The sequence below is a fragment of the Methanomethylovorans sp. PtaU1.Bin093 genome (genome assembly GCF_002067275.1).
Taxonomy (GTDB): domain Archaea; phylum Halobacteriota; class Methanosarcinia; order Methanosarcinales; family Methanosarcinaceae; genus Methanomethylovorans.
This window is the reverse complement of the sequence record NZ_MVQX01000010.1, coordinates 21,936-46,698: the sequence shown is the minus strand read 5'-3', so window position 1 is coordinate 46,698 and position 24,763 is coordinate 21,936. Positions and strand designations below refer to the sequence as shown.

The 24,763-nt window shown below is 43.4% G+C and carries 23 protein-coding genes and 1 tRNA gene; 10 read left to right on the top strand and 14 right to left on the bottom strand.

Features of this window, described 5'->3' with window-relative positions; genetic code table 11:
- Positions 1-19: 19 nt before the first annotated feature.
- Both A4E24_RS00420 and A4E24_RS00415 read right to left on the bottom strand, forming a co-directional pair.
- The gene (locus tag A4E24_RS00420; RefSeq protein ID WP_292350726.1) at positions 20-451 is read right to left on the bottom strand and encodes a transposase; all 432 of its coding nucleotides are present in this window, start codon (positions 449-451) and stop codon (positions 20-22) included.
- Between the two features lie 2 nt (positions 452-453).
- Entirely contained in the window at positions 454-822 is a 369-nt protein-coding gene (locus A4E24_RS00415; protein ID WP_292350718.1) for a transposase, read from the bottom strand.
- 440 nt (positions 823-1,262) lie between these two features.
- Between A4E24_RS00415 and ppcA the strand changes: the two genes are divergently transcribed.
- The gene (gene ppcA, locus A4E24_RS00410) at positions 1,263-2,843 is read left to right on the top strand and encodes a phosphoenolpyruvate carboxylase (RefSeq protein WP_292350716.1); all 1,581 of its coding nucleotides are present in this window, start codon (positions 1,263-1,265) and stop codon (positions 2,841-2,843) included.
- A gap of 410 nt (positions 2,844-3,253) precedes the next feature.
- Here the strand turns inward: ppcA and A4E24_RS00405 are convergent.
- Positions 3,254-3,327, bottom strand: a tRNA-Val gene (locus A4E24_RS00405).
- 128 nt (positions 3,328-3,455) lie between these two features.
- Here A4E24_RS00405 and A4E24_RS00400 point away from each other — a divergent pair.
- From A4E24_RS00400 to A4E24_RS00390, 3 genes are read left to right on the top strand one after another with little or no spacing between them, the layout of a single operon-like run.
- Complete coding sequence (locus A4E24_RS00400; protein WP_292350724.1) at positions 3,456-4,076, top strand: magnesium transporter; 621 nt, start codon at positions 3,456-3,458, stop codon at positions 4,074-4,076.
- On the top strand, positions 4,073-4,630 hold the full coding sequence (locus tag A4E24_RS00395; RefSeq protein ID WP_292350714.1) for a magnesium transporter: 558 nt from the start codon (positions 4,073-4,075) through the stop codon (positions 4,628-4,630). Before A4E24_RS00400 ends, A4E24_RS00395 begins: the two co-directional genes overlap by 4 nt.
- 59 nt (positions 4,631-4,689) lie before the next feature.
- Entirely contained in the window at positions 4,690-5,895 is a 1,206-nt protein-coding gene (locus A4E24_RS00390) for a potassium channel family protein (protein ID WP_292350712.1), read from the top strand.
- Positions 5,896-5,903: 8 nt separating this feature from the next.
- On the opposite strand, the gene rpiA is transcribed toward A4E24_RS00390, so the two are convergent.
- The 6 genes from rpiA to A4E24_RS00360 form a co-directional block, all read right to left on the bottom strand.
- The gene (gene rpiA, locus A4E24_RS00385) at positions 5,904-6,608 is read right to left on the bottom strand and encodes a ribose-5-phosphate isomerase RpiA (protein WP_292350710.1); all 705 of its coding nucleotides are present in this window, start codon (positions 6,606-6,608) and stop codon (positions 5,904-5,906) included.
- 13 nt (positions 6,609-6,621) lie between these two features.
- On the bottom strand, positions 6,622-7,950 hold the full coding sequence (gene aspS / locus A4E24_RS00380) for an aspartate--tRNA(Asn) ligase (protein WP_292350708.1): 1,329 nt from the start codon (positions 7,948-7,950) through the stop codon (positions 6,622-6,624).
- A gap of 85 nt (positions 7,951-8,035) precedes the next feature.
- The gene (gatD, locus tag A4E24_RS00375; RefSeq protein ID WP_292350706.1) at positions 8,036-9,292 is read right to left on the bottom strand and encodes a Glu-tRNA(Gln) amidotransferase subunit GatD; all 1,257 of its coding nucleotides are present in this window, start codon (positions 9,290-9,292) and stop codon (positions 8,036-8,038) included.
- A 5-nt stretch (positions 9,293-9,297) separates the two neighbouring features.
- The gene (argH, locus tag A4E24_RS00370; protein ID WP_292350704.1) at positions 9,298-10,794 is read right to left on the bottom strand and encodes an argininosuccinate lyase; all 1,497 of its coding nucleotides are present in this window, start codon (positions 10,792-10,794) and stop codon (positions 9,298-9,300) included.
- A 79-nt stretch (positions 10,795-10,873) separates the two neighbouring features.
- Entirely contained in the window at positions 10,874-12,772 is a 1,899-nt protein-coding gene (locus A4E24_RS00365; RefSeq protein ID WP_292350702.1) for a PAS domain S-box protein, read from the bottom strand.
- 140 nt (positions 12,773-12,912) lie between these two features.
- Entirely contained in the window at positions 12,913-14,790 is a 1,878-nt protein-coding gene (locus A4E24_RS00360) for a PAS domain-containing sensor histidine kinase (protein ID WP_292350700.1), read from the bottom strand.
- A gap of 148 nt (positions 14,791-14,938) precedes the next feature.
- On the opposite strand from A4E24_RS00360, the gene A4E24_RS00355 reads away from it, so the two are divergent.
- Complete coding sequence (locus tag A4E24_RS00355; protein WP_292350698.1) at positions 14,939-16,096, top strand: LL-diaminopimelate aminotransferase; 1,158 nt, start codon at positions 14,939-14,941, stop codon at positions 16,094-16,096.
- A 28-nt stretch (positions 16,097-16,124) separates the two neighbouring features.
- Here A4E24_RS00355 and A4E24_RS00350 read toward each other — a convergent pair whose 3' ends face one another.
- On the bottom strand, positions 16,125-17,168 hold the full coding sequence (locus A4E24_RS00350) for a phosphate uptake regulator PhoU (protein ID WP_292350696.1): 1,044 nt from the start codon (positions 17,166-17,168) through the stop codon (positions 16,125-16,127).
- Between the two features lie 385 nt (positions 17,169-17,553).
- On the opposite strand from A4E24_RS00350, the gene A4E24_RS10740 reads away from it, so the two are divergent.
- From A4E24_RS10740 to A4E24_RS00335, 4 genes are all read left to right on the top strand, one after another.
- Positions 17,554-17,745 (top strand): hypothetical protein, encoded by a 192-nt coding sequence (locus A4E24_RS10740; RefSeq protein ID WP_367121119.1) that lies wholly within the window; start codon positions 17,554-17,556, stop codon positions 17,743-17,745.
- Complete coding sequence (locus A4E24_RS00345) at positions 17,684-17,848, top strand: hypothetical protein (RefSeq protein WP_292350694.1); 165 nt, start codon at positions 17,684-17,686, stop codon at positions 17,846-17,848. Before A4E24_RS10740 ends, A4E24_RS00345 begins: the two co-directional genes overlap by 62 nt.
- Before the next feature lie 388 nt (positions 17,849-18,236).
- Positions 18,237-18,845, top strand: a complete 609-nt coding sequence (locus A4E24_RS00340) for a DUF2202 domain-containing protein (RefSeq protein ID WP_292350692.1) — start codon at positions 18,237-18,239, stop codon at positions 18,843-18,845.
- A gap of 654 nt (positions 18,846-19,499) precedes the next feature.
- Positions 19,500-19,778, top strand: coding sequence for a winged helix-turn-helix domain-containing protein (locus A4E24_RS00335; protein ID WP_292350690.1), 279 nt, complete (start codon positions 19,500-19,502; stop codon positions 19,776-19,778).
- Positions 19,779-19,837: 59 nt separating this feature from the next.
- Here A4E24_RS00335 and A4E24_RS00330 read toward each other — a convergent pair whose 3' ends face one another.
- Entirely contained in the window at positions 19,838-20,383 is a 546-nt protein-coding gene (locus A4E24_RS00330; RefSeq protein ID WP_292350688.1) for a carbonate dehydratase, read from the bottom strand.
- Positions 20,384-20,721: 338 nt separating this feature from the next.
- On the opposite strand from A4E24_RS00330, the gene A4E24_RS00325 reads away from it, so the two are divergent.
- Positions 20,722-21,309 (top strand): serine O-acetyltransferase, encoded by a 588-nt coding sequence (locus A4E24_RS00325; RefSeq protein ID WP_292350686.1) that lies wholly within the window; start codon positions 20,722-20,724, stop codon positions 21,307-21,309.
- Positions 21,310-21,343: 34 nt separating this feature from the next.
- Here A4E24_RS00325 and A4E24_RS00320 read toward each other — a convergent pair whose 3' ends face one another.
- The 3 genes from A4E24_RS00320 to wecB all read right to left on the bottom strand — a co-directional run bounded on the left by A4E24_RS00320 (position 21,344) and on the right by wecB (position 24,756).
- Positions 21,344-22,363 carry a glycosyltransferase gene (locus A4E24_RS00320; protein WP_292350684.1) on the bottom strand — a complete coding sequence of 340 codons (1,020 nt, stop codon included), beginning with the start codon at positions 22,361-22,363 and terminating at the stop codon, positions 21,344-21,346.
- A gap of 273 nt (positions 22,364-22,636) precedes the next feature.
- On the bottom strand, positions 22,637-23,689 hold the full coding sequence (locus A4E24_RS00315; RefSeq protein WP_292350722.1) for a polysaccharide deacetylase family protein: 1,053 nt from the start codon (positions 23,687-23,689) through the stop codon (positions 22,637-22,639).
- Positions 23,689-24,756, bottom strand: coding sequence for a non-hydrolyzing UDP-N-acetylglucosamine 2-epimerase (gene wecB / locus A4E24_RS00310; RefSeq protein WP_292350682.1), 1,068 nt, complete (start codon positions 24,754-24,756; stop codon positions 23,689-23,691). The genes A4E24_RS00315 and wecB overlap by 1 nt, the downstream gene beginning before the upstream one ends.
- Positions 24,757-24,763 lie beyond the last annotated feature (7 nt).

Genomic DNA, 24,763 nt, shown 5'->3' with positions numbered 1-24,763 from the left:
GCCTGTTTCAAAACTTCCCTCACACCTTTTTCCAGCATAGGATGAAACATGCAATATCTAATAGTCCTTTGAAAACCACATTAAGTCTTTCATATCTACTTGCCAGTTTTCTGAATCCCATCTTCAACCATGCAAAGAATCGTTCGATAGTTCCTCTTTTTGAATAAGAATCTGGATCAAATCTAGTAGGTCTTCCTTTTTTTCTTCTTTTACTGTTCCTAGTATTGATCGGTATACTGCTTTTGATAGCTCTGGATCTTAAATACTGCCTTATGGCAGTATTATCATAAGCTGAGTCTGCTAATACCTCAAAGGGTCTTGTTCTTGGTTTAGCTGTTGTATTGATCTTAATAAGTTCCATTACTTGAATGAAAGGCTTGGTATCATATTCATTTCCAGGAGAAATGATGATCGGAAGAGGGAATCCATTACAACTTACACTAGCATGGATCTTTACACCTTTTCTTTTTTTGTGACCGTTGTAATAGGAGTCTTCTCCCCTTTTTTTGTTTCAACGAAACTGCTATCAATACACACAGTATCTATTGAAAACTTACCTTTATGATAAGCAAAATCTCTAAGAGATTCCATTATCTTATCCCATATTCCGGCTTCTGACCATCTTTTTAATCTTCTCCAAGATGTAATCCCAGAATCATAAGAAGGTGGTAGATCCCTCCATCTACAACCTGTTATCAGGACATAGAGAATACCGTTGATGATCTTACGGTCATCAACTCTCTTTCTTCCGGTTATCGGTTGTGGAGGCAGGAATGTTTTAATAAACTTCCATTTTTCATCAGAGAGTTCTTTAAAACCCATTCAAATCCCCATACAATTATTGGATAAAGGTCTATTTATACTTATGAAACCAGCTCATTTATAATCGTAATAATATGACTTTGCTAATTCTGAAGGTCAAGATATGATCAGTAAATCAGAACACTTTTTTATTCTGGATCCCATACGAATTTATCCTCTCAATGTTGTCTACATACAAAAAATTTTAAGTATTAATTTGACAAAACAAAATCATTATTTTGTGATTTAGTGAAAGTAATATGCAGGTTTTACCATTTTTAAATCACTAGGTAACAATAAAGTGTGAAGTACTTTTCTGCAAAATCCAATTTTTTATATGTGGAATAAAGTTTCTACCGGGCACACAGTTGGCTTTGATATCCTGAAAATGCAATCCTTAGTCAATCGTCAAGTTTTAATAATTTGTCATAATTTCTCATATACAGAAGTAGGTGTCTCAATTGCCGGTCAAAATCAATTATCCAAAAGTGATGTGTACACAACATCCTGACTCAATATCCAGGTACATGTCAACCCAGGAAGAAACAAACGAGTCCATAGAGGCCGCCATAAGATACGGCTGTGACGAGTATATGCCGGATTACGAGGGTAAAACTACTCCATACCATCAGAGTGCCCAGATCGTATCAAAGTTCATAGAGGAAACAGACCTGATTCCTGGTAAAGATATATTCATCACACCCAGAGTGCCAAGCGCAGTCCATGAAAACCTTTTCAGACAACTGATGGTCATGATGGCTGCTGCGGAAGCGAACTATATTTCCCATAAAAGGTTGGGTATTCAGGCAATAAACGAATTAGTTCACCCAATGACCAGTTCCGTTCAGCAGATCATAGAGTCACAGCAGCATATGATAGATGTGAATGAACTTGCAAAAAAGGAGTTCAAGTTTGAGATGACACCCCCTCGCATAATACCACTTATCGAGGAGGTGCCTAAGCTGCTGAATGCAAAGGATATCATAAGCAAAACCATCACTGCCTATCAGGAACAATTGAAAGAAACACCTGATAGTTACAGGGTATTTCTTGGAAAATCTGATTCAGCACTGACCTTTGGACATGTTGCAAGTACTCTTTCATGTAAATACGCAATAAGTGAGCTTCATGAATTAGAAGAAAGTATTGACACACAAATCGGTATTATCTTTGGGGCAGGTTGTCTACCTTTTAGAGGGCATATGACCTTTGAGAACAAAGACAATTTTTTCAATGAATATCGGGGCATTGACACGATCACATTGCAATCAGCACTGAGGTTCGATCATGAAAAAGGTGATGCTGAAAAGTTTGTAAAGTATGCAAAAAAAGAAATGTCCAAGTTTCCTGATAAATTATCTGATGAGGAAAAAACAGAGATCATCAATATCGTAGGGATATTGGGTGCAAGATATAACAGAGCAATACAGCATTTATCATCAACTATAAACAATATTGCCGATTTTTTACCCCAGCAGCGTGACCGTCTGATGCGCGAAGGCAGTACAGGCTATGCAAGAGAAATACCTGATGTCACATGTGTGTCTTGTCTATGTAACCGGGATGTTGGAGCAGAGTTAAAAGCGAGCATACCACAGGAAAACATAAATTTGCCCAGAGCAATAAAATTCACGGGTGCACTTTATTCGATCGGTATACCCCCTGAGATCATCGGCACTGGTTCAGGTATAGTGGAAGTAAGAGATAAATTGGGTGAAGAAGTCTGCGAGCGGCTGCTTACTAAATATTTCCCATCCCTTCAAGCAGATCTTAGGTTCGCATTTCAGTATCTTGACATAAATACAGCATCAAGGTTCATTCCGGCCACATTCCACAGGTCTATTCGGCAGGAGGTTGATATATTAAGAGACATATTCGATATCCAAACCCAATGTGAACCTTCATACCGGATGTTGCTGGAAATGGTACATCCTCATCTTCTGTGTGCAACAGATACTGGTTGCATCATGGATGAAGATCTGTTGCAACTCACACGCTCAATACTAATCAAAATGGGTAGTATCCGCAGATCATTGGGGTGAGTATGAAAACAGTAAAATAAAAATTATATGGATTTTTGAGATATAGAACGATTTTTATCCATTTACTGAAGCATAAGGCATAACCGGGGAGTCGATTATTGCAAAGGTTTTAAAGAACAAGAGTCGTATAATAACAGAATTCGCACACTGTCGTCATTTCTTTAATTTTTAAACAAATCAGCATGAAAGATGGCATTCACTTTTTTCATTTATGAGGATACAAAACAAAATTTTACAAAAATCACCATCAAAAGAATCAGAATCCTTTGATGGGCCCGCTGAGGTCCGCAACCCCGATGACGCTTCGGGAGCGCGGATCGAGGTATTTCGCTTCGCTCAATACCTCAATGATGACAAAAGAATATCAGTCTATTATAATGATCAATCTCAGCAGAATCAGAATCCTTTGATGGGCCCGCTGAGATTCGAACTCAGGATCCCCGCCGTGTAAAGGCGATGTCATGACCGGCTAGACCACGGGCCCTTATTTTCTAACTGAGTAGTGTTGTGCGGTACCCTAAATGTAACTAGGGGTATATAGCCTTTTTTGATGGGTTATGAACATTTTCCATAGAACAGTGTTTTAATATAAAGATGCAGATAATAGATACTATGCTTCACCGTGCACATCCTGAAGAAGAGGATGAGATCGGGATAGTCGAAGAGTACATTGGCGACTATGCCAGCATCTCGTCGATAGTACGTGAAGCGTTGCCCTTTGAGATCATAGCCACCATGGGAGGGGTGATAGCAGGTATCATTCTTTCCGGTATGACAGAAGAACTGCAGCTCATTCCCGGCCTGATAGTCATCTCGCCTGCCGTGCTTGGTATGCGCGGCAATATTTCCTGTACCCTGGGTTCACGTCTGGGAAGCGCCATACACATGGGTCTTATCACCAAGATCGAGAAAAATCCCGAACTTACCAATAACATTGGAGGTTCATTGTTGCTGAGTTTTATCATTTCAGCTATCCTCGGGCTGATGGGGCATTTTGTGACCATCGCATTCGGTCTGGAAAGTGCCGGTGCCCTGACGCTCATGTTCATAGCGGTGCTGGCCGGAGTATCCTCAGGGCTCATACTGGTAGTAGTAGCCGTTTTCCTGGCCCTCGGAATGTTCCGGTTCGGTTTCGATCCCGATAATGTCGTCACTCCGGCCATTGCTACCATAGGGGACATCGTTTCCATGTTAATGCTTTTCCTGGCTGCGAAGGTGGTGCTTCTCCTATGACCTACTATACAATAAGAGGCATCGTAGGAAGAGGGTTCCCGATCCTGGTGACCACCTCGTTCATCGGGCTTATCACCGGACAGATCCTGAACTACAGGCTTGACCAGCTCGTTTCCATGCCCATCATTCTGTTGCTCATTCCCTCGCTCATCAAAATAGGAGGAGACACAGGCAGCATGCTGGGTGCCAGGATCTCCTCTGCCCTGCACATGGGTCTTGGCGGGCATATCACAAAGAACCCCGTCGTAAGGAACAGCGTGCTGGCGGCTCTGATAGTGGGTCTCACAGCCAGCGCGGTGTTAAGTTTCATAGTCTGGCTTACAGGACATCTGATGGGAATAGGGATCGGCATGTTCTTGCTTTTCAAGATATGCATGATAGCAGGCGGCATTGAGCTTACAGTTGTTTTCTTTATGACCGTGCTGATATCCTTTATGTCCCACAGGTTCGGACTGGACCCCGACGATACTGTGATCCCTATCATTGCGACCATGGGAGATCTGGTGGGTGTCGCAGGCATATTTATTACCCTGCGCATGTTCAGCATGCTATAATATAATAAACCCGAAAACTATATCCTAAAATGAAAATAGATCAGAGCTGATAGAACATTATGAGTCCGAAAGAGATACGATATACACCACGAAACCTTAAGGATATGCTCATTGAGATGAAAGACACCTCGGAACTGATGGTGGACCTGGCATATTCTGCCATGATCTATGACAATGAGGACATTGCTGAAGAGGTGGTGCGTCTTGAAGACAAGATGGATACCCTCTATTATCACATGAAGATCACTGCCATGCTAAGTACAAGGCGTGTGGAGGAGGCCGAAGAGATGGCCGGTGTCCTGCAGGTTGCCCAGGCGTCAGAAGGTATCGCCGATGCTGCCGGAGATATTGCAAAGATAGTGCTCATGGAAATGGGTATACCAATGGAGTTGAAGCTTGCTCTAAGAGAAGCGGCTGAGACCATAGTGAGAGCTACGGTCAGTCCGGAGTCCAAAGTTGCAGGTCATACTCTGGGGGACATTGAACTCGATACCGAGACAGGCATGTGGGTGATAGCCATCCGCAGGCAGAATGACTGGATCTACAATCCGAATCATGAAACAAGGGTCAGAGCAGATGATGTGCTGTTTGCGAGAGGACACGATGAAGGTGTTTTACTTTTCGCAGAGCTTGTGACCAATGAGAAGTACATTCCAAAGGAAGTGAAGCACGAAAAAATGTTGCAGGACCTTGAAAAGGCGGTAGATATCATTGTGGATATGAAGGATATGGCTGAAATGTCCGTGGGCCTTGCATATTCCGCATTGCTCTTCAATAATGAGGATATCGCCGAAGAGGTCAAGGCCATAGAATATAAGATGGATTGCATGAAGCACGAACTGCAGCATTGGGTCCTGGAGACCGCCAAGCATGTTTCCGATGTCAATCAGCTGCGTGGGCTTTTACACCTTGCCAATGCCTCCGAGTCCATCTCAGATGCAGCATATGCTATAGCTGACATTGTACTAAGGGATATAGAACTGCATCCGGTCGTAACTATAGCTGTACGTCAATCAGATGAAGTGATAACACGCCTGACCGTGGAAAGCTGCTCGCCCATTGTGGGAAAGACCTTCGGCCAACTCAAACTTGAGACAGAGACAGGGGTCTATGTCATGGCTGTAAAAAGAGGTGAAAAATGGCTGTACAGTCCTAAAAAGAACACGCAGGTGCAGGCGGGAGATATCCTTATAGCCCGTGGTTCACACACCGGCGAAGAAGCGCTTATAGAAATGTGTGCCTGCCCTCTTGACGTGAATAAATGATACCCTTTTTATCTAAGGGTATCCAGCCTTTTTACGGTCCCATCCTTATTTCCGATGAATACCATATCTGTCACATCGGTGAAAATACCATGCTCAACCACTCCGGGACACATTGACAGGGAAATGGAAAGAGCTTCCACATTAGTTATAGTTCCAAATGCTGCATCTATTACGAAGTTCCCGTTGTCAGTGATCACAGGTCCATCTTTTCGTGAAGCCAGGCGCAATTGTGGCTCTCCGCCAAGTTCACGCACGCATCTCATGACCAGTTCCTTTGCGTAAGGCAGCACTTCTATTGGTACGAAATGATCAAGTTGTTCCTTCATTTTCGAATCATCGACCACTACCACGAATTGATCAGAAGAGAATGCAACGACCTTTTCCCTTGTGTGCGCAGCTCCCCCTCCTTTGATCACATTCAGATCCGCATCTACCTGGTCAGCGCCATCAATGGCGATATCAAGTTCGGGGTGTTCGGCCAGTGTTGTAAGGGGTATGCCTGCTTCAATGGCCAGCATTTCAGACTGGTATGATGTGACAACGGCCAGCACGTCGAGCCCCTCATCGATCCTTCTGCCTATTGCTTTTATAGCAAAGGCCGTGGTGGAGCCTGTACCAAGGCCTATCACGCTGCCGTCTTTCACAAGCCAGGCAGCAGCTTCTCCAGCGGCCTGTTTACCTGTACTTCCCGATGTAGCGTTCCTTTCCTGCATGTTCTCACTCACCTCACGGGGATAATCTGCGCCTGTCCCTTGGGAACAGTACTACGTCACGTATGTTCTCAACACCCAGCATTGTCATTACAAGACGTTCACAGCCGACACCCCATCCGGCATGCGGAGGCATTCCATATCTGAAAGCCTTCAGGTAGAAATCGAAGCCCTCAGGATCCAATCCCTGGGACTCGATCCTTTTCTTAAGCATGTCATGGATATGTATACGCTGGGCACCGGATGACAGCTCCATGGTCCTGTGCATCATGTCGAAGGACTTGCTGAACTCTGACCTGTCCTCGTATGGCATTGCATAGAAAGGCTTGATATCAGTGGGCCAGTCGATAATGAAATAGTGGGACACGCCCATTTCTTTGAAAACATGCGCACCGATCGTATGCTCGGAAAGGGTGCTCAGATCGTCTCCCCATTTGAGTGTCTCTTCTCCATGTGCATTCACTATTTCCAGTGCTTCATCGTAGGTTATCTTCGGGAATGGCACTGCAGGAACCTGCAGGTCTATGCCGAGTGCTTCAAGTGACCGTGCTGCGTGCTCTTTTACGTGAGCATAAACATACGCGATCATGTTCTCAAGGATCGACATAACATCGAAATGGTCACAGAAGCTTGCTTCTATATCGATAGAGGTGGCCTCATTGAGATGTTTTCTCGTATCATGTTCCTCAGCCCTGAATATGGGGCCTATCTCAAAGACCCTGTCAAGTCCTCCTGACATGAGGATCTGCTTGAAAAGCTGTGGGCTCTGGTTAAGGAAAGCCTCTCTGTCAAAGTATGTTATGGGGAACAGAGATGTTCCGCCTTCAGTTGCAGTTGCCACGACCTTTGGACTTGTCACATCGATGAATCCATTGTCACTAAGATATTTTCGGACCGCTTGTAAAGTTTCATGGCGTATCTTGAAGATAGCTGTGGTCCTGTCCCTTCGGAGGTCCATGAACCTCGAATCCAGGCGTGTGTCCAGCTCAGCTTCCACTTTGCCTGTCGTATCCATGGGCAGCGGTGATTCTGCTTCGTTGAGGAGCCTGATCTCCTTGGGTATGAGCTCGTATCCTCCGGGAGCTTTTGCTTCGGCTTTGACCGTGGCAGTGACAGTGATCACGGATTCTCTCACAAGCTTTCTTGCATTTTCAAGAAGTTCGGGGTCCGTTCTCTTTTTGACCAGGGTCACCTGTGCACGGCCTTCCCGGTCACGCAGCACGACAAAACAAATGCCTCCAAGGTCTCTTACTTCGTACACCCAGCCAGCCAGGGTCACTTCCGCACCATTCATAGCTTCCGGGTCTATCTGGGACGTATAATGTGTCCTTAAGTTCAATGACATATATTCACCTGTATATGAGTAGTGATCTTTTTCCTCACTAACGATCCTTGCGGTATAAAAGTAATTGCTTTTATATAACGATGATTTATTCCAGACTTCTCTCGTTGATCTCAAATGCAATGTTCTGAGTCATCAGTTTTTTCACAGTATCGAGGTCATCAGACAGTTTCAGCGTCCACATGAGCTTTACCAGGGCTACTTCAGGAAGCATGTCCTCTTCCTCAATAGCCCCGGCTTTTAACATATCCCTGCCGGTATCATAAACGCGGTCACAGACCCGGCCATGCAGGCATTGGGAAGTTATTACTACAGGAACGTTCATGGTTGTTGCGTGTTCTATCATGGGCACCCATTCAGATGACACATGTCCCAGTCCCGTACCCTCTATTACAATACCTTTGTATCCTGCATCAAGATAATATGAAATAATATCGGGACTTGCGCCGGGTGTGAACTTGACAAGTGCACATTTTGGCTCGAAACCTCCTATAAGTTCGAGTTGATGTGAGGACCTTTTAGTATATTCCAGGTGAGTGTGGATCTCCCCGGTAAGATAGTCCACAAAGCCTATAGGTTCCGAGTTAATGGACCTGAACGCATCTCTTCTCGATGTATGCATCTTTCTTACCTTGGTGGCTCTGTGGATATCACATATATCATCTGATTCACTGCCATGCATCACCACACATACTTCAGCGATGTCGCTTACTGCGACTTTGGCTGCACATATCGCATTCATGGCGTTGTCACTGCTTGGCCGGTCAGCACTGCGCTGTGAACCCACGAACACGATGGGCACCGGAGTGCGGACCATGAAGGCCAGTGCAGCAGCAGTGTACATCATTGTATCCGTACCATGTGCAATGATTATCCCGTCTGCACCGCTCCTGATCTCTTCTGCCACCGCCCTGGCAAGCTCTTCCCAATATTCGGTCCTCATGTTCTCGGAAAGTATATTATATATAGCTCTCCCGGAAATATCTGCAATTTCCGTAAGTTCAGGGATGGCTTTTAATATGTCATCAGCGGAGAACCTCGCTGTAACTGCACCGGTCCTGTAGTCGATCTTGCTTGCAATGGTACCTCCGGTGGAGAGTATGGAAACCTTAGGCAGTTTGTTTTTAGTTGCCTTTTTTGCCCCGGAGGCGCCGGTGGCACTAACATCCTCGGCCTTTACAGCTTTCTGAAGCAAGGTTATATTTGCGTTCTTGGGAGAGATACCTGCATTATAGCCATTAGACATCTTAAGGACAATATGGTGTGTAGTACTTGGCATCACTATGCCCTCGTACTCAGCACCGTCCTTCTCTATCTTTATCCTGTCACCCTGTTGGAATTCCATGAAGATCACATCTGTTGGTCACATTGATCATGCTTAATATATCGTTTCACAAGTTCTACAAGAGCATTCAAAGAAGCTTCCGAGCCATTTTTCAATGCACTTATCTCTTTATCTTCCTGCTGCATAGTCCTTTTTCTTCTCATGATGGCCTGCTCCATTTCCTCGAACGCAGGACCACCTATGACCTTTCTCTTCTTTATATTAGAGATCGGGTCCAGAGCCTCACATATCATTTCTTCTGTAAGTCCCTTGCTGCTGAGTTTAACGCCCAGTACCTTGTCTGCCACAGCATCTATCTGTTGCATAAGGACGTCTTCTTCTCCTCTTGCAAGTACTCCTACTATCTGATGAGCCGTCCTGAAGGGTATCCCTGTTACCCTTACCAGCGTGTCTGCAAGCTCAGTGGCTGTGGTAAATCCCATTACGGATTTTGAAGCCGTGACTTCCTTGTTGATCTTCATGGTCCTTATCATGCCTTCCATCATGCGCACCGAGCTTCTTGCAGTTTCCATTGCCTTCCACATGTTAGGCGTGGCTTCCTGCAGATCACGGTTATAACTTAAGGGAAGGGCCTTGCAAGTGGTAACAAGAGCCATCAGTGATCCCACCACCACACCGCTCTTTCCTCTCAGCAGTTCTGCAGTATCTGGATTCTTTTTCTGCGGCATGATCGACGAGGTGGATGCATAGCGGTCATCCAGTTCGATGAAAGCGAATTCTGAGGTGGACCAGATAACAAGTTCTTCTGCCATCTTGCTCAGGTTAATGACGAGATTTGTGAGCACAGCAGTACCTTCTATCAGAAAATCCCTGCTGCTGACCGCATCCATGGAATTTTCAACAAGGCCGTCAAAGCCCAGCAGTTGTCGGGTACGTTCCCGGTCTATGTTAAAGCCAGTGGAAGCAAAAGCTGCGGCTCCCAGAGGACAGAGGTTCACCCGTGAGTAGGCACTCCTCAGACGGTCCATATCCCTGCCCAAAGCGTCCATGTGGGCTATAAGATGATGGGCCAGTGTAGTGGGCTGTGCATGTTGCAGGTGTGTGAATCCAGGCATCAGGGTCTCTATATTTTCAGCTGCAAGTGAACATAAAGTGTTGCGAAGAACATGCAATTCTTCCATGAGCGCAAGCATCTCTTCACGCAGGGTGAGACGGATGCATGTTGCAACTTCATCGTTGCGCGACCTGCCGGAGTGCATCCTGCCTCCCACATCCTCGCCAACCATATCAATAAGCCTTGATTCCAGGGAAATGTGAATGTCTTCGTAGGTATGGTCCAGTTTTTCAATACCTTCTTCCCTGATGCGCAATAATCCCCTGAGGATCCTGGAACAGTCCTCTTCCTTTATTATTCCCTGTTCCTTCAACATGATGGTATGGGCAAAGTCCACCATTATGTCCGCATCGAATATCCATTTGTCCGACTTCATTGAAGAAGTGAACTCCATTATGTCCTCATCAGGCGTGCTGGCCAAACGCCCTCTGCGCAGAATGTTACTCATGTGTTACCTCTTTCATTTCATTGAGAATCAGGTTGTAGCGTGGTTACGGTCTGTACACTTAAAAAAGAATCGGTATTGATCATGTACCACCTTGCAGGACAGGGAGCAGGATATGCACGGTAGTACCCTTTTTCTCCTCGCTTTCTATCCAGATCTTTCCTTTATGTGCTTCCACGATGTTCTTGGAAATGAACAATCCAAGGCCTGTACCCCCGTATTTGCGCCTTATGGACGGGTCGATCTGGTAGAATTTCTGGAACAAATGAGGCAGCAATTCTGCAGGTATGCCTATTCCACTGTCTTCTATGCTGATATGTACCATTTTTCCCTCTTTTTTAGCAACAATACTGATCTTACCTTGTGAAGGTGTGAATTTAACTGCATTGTCCAGCACATTGGTCAGCATATCCGTGATCTTTTTGGCATCGGCTTCTATCTGCGGAATGCCTTCCTGCACATGTCGAAGAACATCTATTTTCTTCTCCGCGATCGGCATTGCCATGTCCGTCACAGCATTATCGATGACCTCAAGGATGTCGATCTTACTAAGATCATACTTTATGGCCTCAACTTCAGCCATGCTTACATACAGCAGAGAATCAACGAGTCTCCGAAGTCTCTCTGTATTGCGGATGACAGTACTAACAGCTTTGAGCTGCTGGTAGTTCATTTTACCCAGGGTGCCTTCCATAAGGAGGTCACTGTATCCTTTGATGGAAGTGAGAGGCGTTCTCAGCTCATGGCTCACATTTGACAGGAGTTCGTTCTTCATCCTGTCCACGGACTGTAATTCCTTGTTGGCGTTGCTGAGTTCATTGGCATATTCCCTTAATTTCTCTTCGGCGATCTTGCGCTCGCCGATATCCTCAACGATGCCCACTCCTCCCAGCAACGTACCGTCATCTGATGTGTTTGGACTGTAATCAACTTTTATAAATGCTGTTCTGCCATTTCCCTGAGCCCTGTATTCTCCCTCGAAGTGTCCCTGCCTTAGTAAAAGCACTTCTTTGAAGGCTGCTTTCATCTTTTCATCCCTCAACGATAAGTTCATGTTGAAACCTATTATCTTTTCTTTAGGTATGCCCAGGATATCCGATATCTTATCGTTGCAATGGGTAACAGTGCCATCCTTATCAAAGTTGAAAATGCCAAGCGGGGAATTCTCAAATATCAGCCTGTATTTGTTTTCAGATTCCTTGAGTGCGATATCCATCTCTTTGATATGTGTGATATCAATAATGATACCCTGATAATAGCTAGGTCCTCCCACCTCATCTCTTGCCAGCATTGACCTTTCTGTGACCCACTTTATTTCTCCATTGTGCGTTAAGATGCGATATTCTTTTATAAAGTATGGTTGTCCATGCCTTTCGAAATCCGATACTTCGGCAGTAAGGCCACTGAGGTCTTCAGGATACACTATGTCACTATAGAGCAGTTTACCGGATGTGAACTCCTCCGCCTGGTATCCGAACCTGGATATATTCTCGGAAACAAAAACTACCGGCCATCCAGGTTCCGGTCTCCAGAGAAAAGCAACAACAGGACTATTCCTGTAGATAACATCCAGTTTTCTTTCTGATGATCCATCTTCTCCGACAGATGCACCTATTTTCTTTCTACTGAAGTGTTCCACAGTCCCAATCATACCATCATAGGCACCATTCTCATCCAAAAGAGGCAACAATTGGCCGCTTTGTTCCATAAGTTCCCCCCCGGAGGTGATAATGGGCAGCAGGGAATAGTTTACTGGTGTCAGTTTTTCTCTGGCTGTATGGAACAGTTCCCTAAAATGCACTTCATCTATGATCTCCTGGTCGGGAAGTAATAGCATCAGGTCCTTACCCATCAGATCATCTGACCTCAGGCCGGAAATATCCTCCATTCCTCTATTGAAAAATGTGAACCGGTTCTCCCTGTCAACAGCCCAGACCCCCTTCCAGGCGCGTGCAAGAATATTTATGCAAATATTATCCACATGGTTTTTTGGCTCATTATGGATTAAATATCTTTTCAGCCATTGCAGGGAAACATTAGCATAATATAAAGGACAGGTTTTTCCAGATAGGAAAAAAAGCCAATTATAATGATCAGCTCTTACTTTTTATTTCTTCAACCCTATGTATGGGGGAGCAGTATATGTACTGTAGTACCCTGGCCTTCCTTGCTATTGATCCAGATCTTGCCTTTATGCTCTTCGATTATGATCTTGCACATAAATAGCCCCAATCCGTTACCTCCGTAATTACGGGTTGAAGATCCATCTAACTGGAAGAACATCTGAAAAACTTTTCCAATATCCGCTTCAGCTATACCAATGCCCGTATCATTGATGATCAAATGGACAGATCCTTTTTCTTCAGTGAGGGATACTGTGACCTTTCCGCCTCTATCTGTGAATTTGATCGCATTATCAAGAATGTGAACAAAGACCCGGGGCAAATAATCGATATCACCAATAATTTCAGGTAGCTTTGAGGGTATACTTGCTTCCAGTTCAAGACCTTTATGTTTCAGCTTCTCACTTACTATATTCAAAGAAATATGTAGCATATTGGTTATCGATAAATGTTCAAAATTATACTTGATAGCACCATGGGTTGCAGAACTGACGAACAGCAGGGAATCCAGGACCGTTTGTAGTTGTTTTGTTTTCTCAACAACTCTATTCATTGCTTTTTTCTGTTCGGCGTTCAATGGTCCAAGATCTTCGTCATGTACAAGTTCACTGAAGCCTTTGATACTCGTAAGGGGCGTATTGATCTCGTGCTGAAGATTAGAAAGGAATTCATTTTTGAGCCTTTCCAGGGATTTCAGGCTCTCATATGCATTTGCCAGCTCTTGATTGGCCTTCATGAGGTTTTCTTCCGAGCGCTTTATTTCAGTTATGTCCCTCAGATGTTCAACGATCATTATTGCCTCCCCCTCTTCATCGAAGATAGGGTAAGCTTTCATCTCTTTGATGCTTCCATCTGCGGGATTTGTCCAAAATGCCTCTTTAGGAATACCTGTAGCAAAAGCTTCAAGAATATGGGAACTTTCACATGGATCTGCGTTGGGTGTAAGGACCTCATTACGATAGGGGTGTTTTTGGCGTTCTTCTTCGGATATGTCCTCAAGACCTTTCCAGTTACTGCTCACGATCCTTAGGTCCCTGTCGAGGACCAGTATCAGATCATTGATCGCGTTAAAAGTATTGACCAGGAGTTTCTTTTGTTGCTGCTGGACCTGTTCTGCTTCCTCTATCCTTGTTATGTCTTCTATTATTCCAAGGCCGCCCTTTAATTCACCTTCGGGTGTCAGTTCCGGCAGGTATATGGAACGAAGTTTTACAGGCCCTTTTTTCAGATCTACCTCGTGCTCGGTCTTAACAGGTTCTGGAGACAGCTTATGTGAGGAGAACAGCTTCCAGATCATTTCATTGTCTATTATATCAGTAACTTGGAGCCCTATTATCTTGTTCTCGGGCATGTCCAGTATTTGTGTAAGTTTATGGTTGCAATGAACGATATTACCTTTCTTGTCCGTGAAAAGCCCTACCGGGCAATTGTGGAAAAGGGCACTGTAGCGTCGGGTGCTTTCCAGAGATATTCTTTCAAGCTCTTTCTTTTCGATCAGATTGCTTAGAGAGCCGGAAAGAATATTGAGGATCTCATGTGCCTGTGTCCATTGTTCAGAATTTTGTCTCTCTTTATTGTACAATGCTGATATGTAGCCACGGATCTTTCCATGTACTGCCACATCCACGGATATAGATGGGTACTGGCCGTTTTCCGGGTATCCGTAGATCTTTCCATCCATTTTTACAGTGATGCCGTATACCTGAAGAGGTAGCATTGCTTCAGGCAACGACCTTACAAGCATACTTATAAGAGAATGTACCGGCAGGCTGGAGTTAAGTAGACTGATTATCTTCAGCAATGCAAATGAATTGTCTGTGGCTTTTTCTTGAATGTTCGACGCACATTCTCCTAAGACGCAGGTGTCGTTTGTCAAGGTCATTTATTATATTTATATAATTATAATATTTGTATAAAAGGATTTCCACAGATACATGTGGCACAATAACCAATAGCCATATTTATTAAATATGCGCAAAGTATAACGTGCAGGTCCTTCAGAGGAACCTTCTACAGGTGAAAAGATGTACGCAGACAGAATCAATGCTCTACCACCTTACCTCTTTGCAGCGATCGATGAATCCAAAGCCAGGATGTTGGCAAAAGGAGTAGATGTGATAGATCTTGGTATAGGTGATCCTGATCAGCCCACCCCTTCGCATATAGTGGAATCCATGTGCCAGGCGGTCAGGGATCCTGCCACACACAGATACCCATCGTATACTGGTATGTTAGAGTTCAGGAAAGCTGCTGCCAGGTGGTGCCGTGAAACAAAGGATATTAACATAGATCCTGTGAACCAGACACTTACACTTATAGGCTCCAAGGAAGGTGTTGCTCATATTCCTCTGGCTTTCATCAACCCGGGTGACGTGGTGTTGTGTCCTGATCCGGCTTATCCGGTATATAAGATAGGCACACAGTTCGCAGGGGGGGAACCTTTTATAATGCCGCTTCTGGAAGAGAACGGGTTCCTGCCAGACCTTGATGCCATACCAGCGGATATGCTGGCAAGGGCGAAACTGATGTTCATCAATTATCCGAACAATCCTACATCGGCAACAGCTGACAGATCTTTTTTTGAAGAGGTTGTGGAATTCTCAAAGGACAATGATCTGATTGTGGTACATGACAATGCATATTCCGAAATGGTCTATGAAGGATATCAGGCATCAAGCTTCCTGAGCGTGGATGGTGCCATGGATGTTGGCATTGAACTTTTTTCTCTTTCGAAGACCTATAATATGACCGGATGGCGCCTGGGTTTTGCAGTAGGTAACGAAAAACTTATTAAAGGGCTTGGAAAGGTAAAATCGAACATAGATTCCGGTGCATTTGATGCTATACAGAAGGCAGGGATCACCGCACTTACAAGTTCCCAGCAGTGTGTAAGCGACATGAACCGTATATATGAAAAGAGAAGGGATGCGCTGCTCAAAGGTCTGCAGGGTATAGGCCTAGATGTTAAACCTCCGAAAGCGACATTCTATATGTGGGTTCCGGTTCCTAAGGGTTACGATTCTATGGGATTCTCACAGCTGCTGCTTGAAAAGGCCGGGATAGTGGCTACTCCCGGAGTGGGTTTCGGCCAATACGGCGAAGGCTACATCAGGTTCGCCCTGACACAATCCGTGGAAAGGATCAATGAAGCAGTTGCAAGAATGGAAAAGCTCAGATTATGAAGTTGATCAGAAGAGACGAGTGTGGATCTTATTTTCCCCTGTCTCTTTCTGAGCTCATGTTAATGGACATTTCAGCTATATCGGCACTATATTCAGAAATCCTTTTGAGGCTCTCGATTATGGAGCCCATTTGCTCGGATATGCAGCGTGATGTTACCTGCTCATTGCGCATAATGGTGTAATCCTCGAACTTCCTCGCGTAATTGACGACCTTGTTCGAGTACTTGGTGTCCTTTTCTTCCAAGGCCTTTATGGAGTCAGCAAAAACCTTCTGGGCCAGGTTTCCCATGGCAAAGACGGCATCCTTTTCAGGGACCACGGTATCCATTAAAATGATCTGCCGTGCTATCCTTTCCACATGGTCCCCTATGCGCTCGATGATCTTCGTAACAAGCCTGTATCCCAGGCACTGACGGGGTCTTTCTATTCCTATTTTCTCAGCAAGTTTCGGATCTTCTACAGCGGATTTTAATTGCCTTACGGTCAGAAGATAGAATCTGTCCACTTCATTATCCCTGTTGACTATATCTTTGGCAAGTTCCAGATCATGTTCCCTCAGGGCAAGCATCACATCCTCGAGCATCGAAGTGATGAGCCGGGACATGTTCTGCAAGGCTTTGTCCAGTGGTAGTTCCTGGTAGTTCATAAGGCTTTGCAGCACTATCTCATTTCTTGATTCCTCAATAACCTCGATACCAATGAGGCGCTGGCGGGTAACATCCTTGAAGAACTTACGGTCCATTGCATGGAATCCTTTGCTTGAGACCAGTCGGATAAGATCAGATCCTGCAAGATAATGGGACACAAGTACCCTGAAATTATCTTCTAGCGTATCCTCCTGAGATATCTCGATCACAGATTCCTGTTTCCTGTTATCCATCTTTGAATCGGCAGATAACAAAAGAGTGCAATCGCTTTGTGGAATAAGCGTTAAGGTGTCCCCAGAGTTAAGACCGCAGTCGCGTACCCATTTGATGGGTAAAGAAACAATATATGTGGAACCACCTGTCAATTGGATCTTTCTTTGCTCATAATTTATAACAACACACCCTATATTTTGGTATATTTGCATATACTTATTCAGAATACATAAACATGATGGATTTCCCATATATCTATCTATATTTAATGTTGATACAATAATAGCATTGTATCAACCAATAAAAAGATTTCATTTATAAGCTTTTATTAAACTATATAGATTACTCCTAATATCCTTCTTCCTCGGAGATATCATATCTATAAGTCAATAACATGCTTATTCTACCTTCCCATGGGAAAAGTTACAGGTCGTATCAACCATGTGATTCCGGCTCTGTAGAAATGCTTATTTGGGCTTTGTAGAATTCAGAGATGCTTGAGATGGCTCTGAGAAGCTATCATAACCGTTACATAGAAGTTGCTCAGGTTATTAAGGAACGCATCGATCTTGGCAGGCAAATGAACGTGAAGAAGCATTGGACCTGACCGAAGATGAGATAGCGTTCTATTATGTCCTTGAAACGAATGACAGTGCTGTCAAAGTGATACCCTTCGGACTATTGCAGGGGAATTTACTGAATCGTTCGAGAGAATGTTCATACACAGATGCTTGTAAAGCGTATCCTGCGTTACCGGCAAGCAGGAGAAGGCCACTCAAACCGTGTTGATGCAGTCAGAAGTGTTATCACAGGAATGGGTGGCGGTGGGTTGAAAGGTAATTGTAGTTTTCCTTCCTTTTATGATATTGGCATTACTGTCAATAAGGCATGATTTCAAAACTCATAAGTTACAAACCAAAGGTGTTTAACTTTATTTTACAGTTGTTAAAGAATCGAATAAATTGCATACTGGAACAAGTATTGATTTCATGAAATTCGGTCATACATTATGGCAGACATCTGGTGTAAAATCAATAGCTTCAAGCAAGAATTCTCCTTAACCGGAAACTAATAGTAAGATATCTAAAAAGTTCCCATCATCTGGCTTCTAAGCATTTATTAAGTTTATTCAAGCAAAATAAAGCATATTGATCCTTAGAAAACTCTTCACATGAAGGAAATGTGACCATAAAGTAAAGTATGTATTTATCTGCATATCCCAATGGGTCTCTGATGAAAAACGTGTAAAACATGTAATCCAAACTAAAGGAGAAATATAGATGAGAGGTCTACGAACAATTGCTTATGTTTCTATTGCAGTCCTTGTTGTTAGCATGCTGGCAATAGGAGCAGTATCTGCAAAAGCCGGATATGGCGTAAATGGTAAGATGCAGAATGATAATGGTGTCTGCTTGTATGTGAGTACACCAGGTACAACTGTACAGGCTACTGGTTTGACTGATGAAGAAATAGAGGATCTCCAATACTTGCGAGAGGAAGAGAAGTTAGCAAGAGATGTGTATAGCTGCCTCTACAAAGAATGGAATATGCCCATCTTCAACAATATTGCTATGAGTGAGCAGAAACACACAGATGCAGTGAAATCATTGCTAGATAGATACGGCGTGGCGGATCCGGCAGCTGAAACAGAGCCGGGAGTATTCACTAATGATGAGTTACAGAAACTCTATGACCAGTTGATCATACAGGGAAAAGAATCCAGGCAGAAGGCACTTAACGTAGGTGTATTAATTGAAAAAACGGACATTAAGGATTTAAACAACGCCATTCCTACTACTACACACAAAGATATCAAGACTGTCTATAGCAACCTGCTGCAAGGCTCCTATAATCATCTCTCTGCTTTCACAAAGCTGGGTGGAGTGTAACATCAGCAATGCTTTTCTTTTCCTATTTTTTCTGGGAAAAATACGATACTTCAAGTGTAACCTTCTTTTTTCCAAGCAACTCATAGTTTTTTGTGTAATTCATAGATTATCAATAAACTAACAGAATTAGAAACTAATAGAATGTTCCACCCTATGTAGAGTTGCAACCATCTCGGGTTAGTTTGCATCTACATACGCTAGGTATTAAATATCTCAACCCCATTCTGTTCAATAAGACACGAGAAATAGACTACGAGCAATGAAAATCATTGTATTGGTAAGGGAAATGAGTATCTTGAGGGTGTATAAGGATGCTTTTCAGATACTACCTCCAACATTCCTACGAAACTACCTGGATTATATTTCCCTATGTAAATAATAGTCAATGACTGAGGAAGCCTCAACGATTTCAGTAGAGCTATGTAGAAACCCTACCTTATAATCAACGCAAAGGCGCAAAGAATTATATCCTTGCGTCTTGACGGCCTTGCGCCTTTGCGTTCCTTTTAGAGAAGTAGAATGTTGATTGTAGACTTTGATCAAGTTGGATTTCTACAGAGCCAGTCTTGATACATAACATATTTGTGCATGAGGGACCATAGGATTTTAACACCAATTAATATATACTAAATACGTAATTGTGATGGGAAGACCATGACAGAGATTGCAATGGATGAACTGCTCAAATGGATAATTAGTGTGGACAGGCGACTTATACTCATGGAATATATGAATAAGCATAAAGTTGCCAATGCTTCTGATATTGCACATGAGAACAACAGGTCTACCCAGAATATCAGCCGCGCTTTGAAAGAACTGGAGGACATGGGACTAATAGAATGCCTTACCCCCACAAAGACCACGTGGAAAAAGTATATGCTTACGGATAAGGGGAAAACTGTAATGGATAAAATGGAAGGGAAATATATCTGATCTATATCCTCCTTCCTCTTATCTTAAAAGATGTTCGCAAGCTTTCCTGATCATTTACTTTATACTTCCATTTCAAGTGCCTGGTAACCCTGCACCAGGTCGATGTTGGCCCTGACAACTGACCCTTTGAACTCTGTCAGGTCAGGCGTAACGTCACCCAGGTCTTCCACAGCAGCCTGCCTGTTAATGGCCATACCGTCTGGTATCACTTTTCCATCCGGGACGATGATCTTGCGCACCGTGGCATTATGCATTACCAGAGTATCATCTCCGATGATACAGTCAAAGACCACTGAACCAAATCCGACGAAACATCTCGTTCCGATCTTGCAAGGACCGTGTACTATGCAGCCATGGGCAAGGGATGTCTCAGGACCGATGAGGACCTGAGAATGTGACAGAGCATGTATGATCACATTATCCTGCACATTGCAACCATCGCTGATGACGATAGAAGAACAAGGTTCATCTGCCCTGATGATAGCATTGTGCGCCACAAACACATTGTCACCGATATGGACATTTCCAATGATGATGGCGGTTTCAGAGATCCATGCTTTTTTACTTATCTTTGGTCGTTGTTTCTGTGGGTTTTCCAATTGCATATCATCACCTCTCTTCTTTAAGGGTCGTAAATATCTGAAGCACCTGTAATGTGCCTACAGCAATATAATATGAGAATTTATGAGAACTTATTTAAATCTGTTGCTCGGAAGTTTTTCAAGCCTGCAATACCACTAACAATAGATGTTACAGGCCCGGATCGCACAGAAAGTTAGGATCGCATGCAGGTGCACTATTCAAGTATAATGATAATTTAAGATGGATATATTTATATTTAAAGACGGACAAATCCAGAGTCCGGCATTAAGATTGTGTTGGAATTCACATCATATGTTTCAAACAAATATCTCTTAACTGTGAGTCAAAAACTGTGATATAAATGATCAGATCGAAGGATGACTACAAGTATTATCTGGAAGCAGACAGGGTTGCATTGTCAAGAAAGGGTAAAAAGCCTAAACATTTCGACTATGATCATATCTGGACGTTTGAACGTCTATTAAGGAAAGTCGAATACTATCAGAATTGTAAAAGATCACCTATTTGGAAGCCATATCTTCTGCTTTTAAAAAGGAGATATTACTCATTGAGCACTAAACTGGGATTTACCATACCTTTGAATGTTTTTGGCCCGGGATTGAGCATTGCCCACAGGGGCACTATAGTGGTCAATACTGCCACACGGGTGGGAGCGAATTGCCGGTTGCATGCCTGTGTGAACATTGGGACAAAAGCTGGCTACGAGGACGTAGCACCAAAAATAGGGGACAATGTTTACATTGGTCCCGGGGCCAAGATATTCGGAGAAATAGAAATAGCAAATGGAATAGCCATCGGTGCAAATGCTGTCGTGAACAGGTCCTTTTTGGAGCCCAACGTCTCGATCGCAGGAGTGCCTGCTAAAAAGATAAGTGATAAGGGCTCTGAAGGCATGCTTGTAAAGGCAACGGAACGTATGACGCAATGATGGTAGTTGATAAGGATCTAAAACGGAAAGAGGATCAGAGCAGGGTCTTATATATATCCACTATATTCTTTCCGATCTCCGCCCACGTGAATTGCGCAGAATATGCTTTGATCTTCGCTGTGTCCCAGGTTTTATCCAATGCCATCAAAATGGTCTCTGCCAGTTTTTCTGAATTTGCCGGCTCAACCAGCAATCCATAGTCATCCGACACAATGATCTCCGGAACTCCGCCTACTTTTGTTCCTATGAAAGGCTTGCCACAGCCCAGGCACTCGAACATGACCGTCGGGTTACCTTCGTTCAAACTTGGCAATACGAATATATCACAAGAGTTCACCCACATGGGGATCTCATTGTGCAATTTACTTCCCGGCAGCTTTACATGATCCTCTAAGCCCGCATTTTTGATCTGTTTTCTGAGCCTGTTCTCTGTTTCCCCGCCGCCAACTATGAAGCAAAGCACATCTTTTCTAAGCTTCACCACTTCTTCCATAGCTCCGATCAGGTAATTGTGGCCTTTGATCTCCACAAGGTTCCCGACTGCGAGTATTATTTTCTTATCCAGAGGTAAACCTAAGGCCTTCCTGCATTTTTCCATATCCATAGGATGGAACTGATCAGGCCTGTACCCGTTAGGCAAAATATGAACAGGGGTTTTTACGTTCAATTTCTTGATATAGGATAAATTGCTATTGCTCACAGTTATTATCCTGTCTGCCGAATTGAGCACATATTCGATTCTCTCTTTCCATTCTTCATCTTTAAAGGGCAATCCATAAATATCATATCCGTGCCCCGTTACCACAAAAGGAACATCGTATTTTTCCTTAAGTTTTGCACTTGCATATCCGGAAGACCATGTGAAATGAGAATGGATCAGATCGAACTTTATATTATGTTTCCCGATAGATCTTTCAGCAGCTTTGAAATGTTTCTCCCCAAGCTTCTTATACTGGGAATTAAGGGGAGCATATAAGATCGGGGTCGGATGAACAGATAGATTTGAAGGAATATTGTTCAGGTCTATCTTGTAGTCCAGCTTGAACGTTTCCAAAAATGGCGTCTTAACGTATTTATAAAACTCTGAGATAGGATTGGACCTAACTAACACTGAACATTCCTTAAAATAATGGCATGTACTGTTAATAGATTCTTTTTGGAAATTATTGTAAGCCTGTATTATGAACAATGCTTTTTTGTCAGTCTGATTCAAGAAAACACCTACTGTTGATCTTTTTCAATGATTGTGACCTTTTACAGCTTGCAGCTGTTCCAGAATGCATTTTTGATCGTGGACCGGAGATCCACGGTTGATAAGGACCAGTTTTCAGGATGGATAAAATTGCACTTTGCTTTCATTCGTCCACCAGTTGTAAATTTCTTCACCGCTGGTCATCCATGCATTTTTATCATAACAATATTTAAGTATTTTCTCATATAATAATTTCCAATTCTTCCTGATAGGCCAGCTGAACGGACCATTATGCCACAGCAGAGTGATGACACCATTATACTTCTCTACGGTATCAATGAGCCTTTTCGAATATTCAAATGCCTCATCTAAAGACCTTGCGTAGGAGAACAGGGCGCCGTCCATAATGACCAGCGGCAGTTCCAGTATATCTATAGCCTCATTTTTATCTAAATTATATGGCTTAAATGGATGACACGTGCCATTCCTGAATCCTATCATGTCATCGTATCCCAGTGTGGAATCATACTTAAAACCGGCTTTTGCCAGTAACTCCCAGGTATCCGGAGCCTTGAACCTCAAATAATGGTTCCTGTATCCTATGACCTTTTTCCCCAATGTGTTTTCCAATCTCTCTTTTTCTTCTTTCATGCTCTTCAGACTATTATAGGTATAATAACCGCCATGTACCCCTACTTCACATCCGTTATCCAGAATATTCCCCAGCTCATGTCCTATCTCTTCAATGTCGTATCTGAACCTGACCGGATCTTCCTTTGCAGTGATAAAATAGAAAGAGGATCTTGCACCATATCTCTTTTCTATGTCCATGATCTCGCTAAAGTTCAGGTATGGAGAATGCTCCTTTCCTTTTATTTTCCATGCTATCTGTGGTTTGAACGCATTATGGTCCAGTGTCTTCAAACAATATAAAAAAGAGGACAGGATGTGACTGGAAGGGGGATAGATATCATCAATATCATGGGTCAGACAAACTGCAAACCTTTTATTATCCGGATATTCCACCTTCAGACCCTCAGATACCAAAAACTCGGAAACCACTGGTTCAAAAGCGTTTTTATTTTTGCTGTTGGCATAATTGAATCTCTGATGCTTATCCAGTTTAACCGGAGAGTACTCTTCTTTGATGGTAAATATATCCCATAGTTCAGAACTCTGATCCAGCATCAACTGAGGCCTCCAATGATAGAAGCGATCTTTTCAGCAGCATCTCCGTTTCCAAACCTGTTCCTGTGCAGCTTTAATGATGGACGGAACGAGCTGACCGCCTGGAATATCTTTGCTTTGTCAGTTCCTACAAGAACATTCCAGCCATCCTCAATGGTTTCACCCCATTCAGAGTTCTCTCTGAGCGTTATACATGGGATCTTCAGAATATACGCCTCTTTTTGTATCCCGCCTGAATCAGTTAGTATCAGTTTTGAATGATCCATAAGCTTTATGAAATCCAGGAAGCCAAGAGGTTCCACCAGTTTCACGGCTGAGTTCAGCCTTTCATAGAGGCCATACTCTTTCAGCAGTTTCCGGGTCCTTGGATGCACCGGAAATACAATGGTTTCGTCCAGTTGAGAGAACGCATCAACAATATTTTGGAGATTTTCCTTAATATCTGTATTACTTGCTCTATGGATTGTAGCTACTGCATATTCTTTGCTCTTTAAGTTAAGATCAGATAAGATCGTTGATCTTGTTTCTGCTATTTCCTTATTGTGCAAAAGGGAATCAGCCATCACATCGCCGGTCAAATACACATTATCCTTTATTCCTTCCATTTTCAGATTCTCAACTGCATTTTCAGTGGGACAGAACAACAGGTCAGAACAGTGATCGGTCAAAACCCGGTTGATCTCTTCAGGCATGGATCGGTCAAAACTCCTTAAGCCGGATTCCACATGTGCATTCCTAATATGCAGTTTTGCAGCTGCAAGAGCACCGGCAAGCGTGGAATTAGTATCACCGTATGTCAAAACGATCTCAGGTTCTTCTTTGATCAGCACCTCTTCTATTTTCTTCAGCATTTCTCCTGTCTGATATCCATGTGAACCTGAGCCGATCCCGAGAAAATATTCGGGTTCAGGAATATTTAGCTCAGTGAAGAAAACGTCATTCATTTTATAGTCATAGTGCTGGCCCGTATGGATCAATACCTCTTCATGGTCTTTTCGTAGCTGTTTGGAAACAACAGATGCCTTTACGAACTGAGGTCTCACACCGACTATGCTTGCTATCTTCATGATCTCA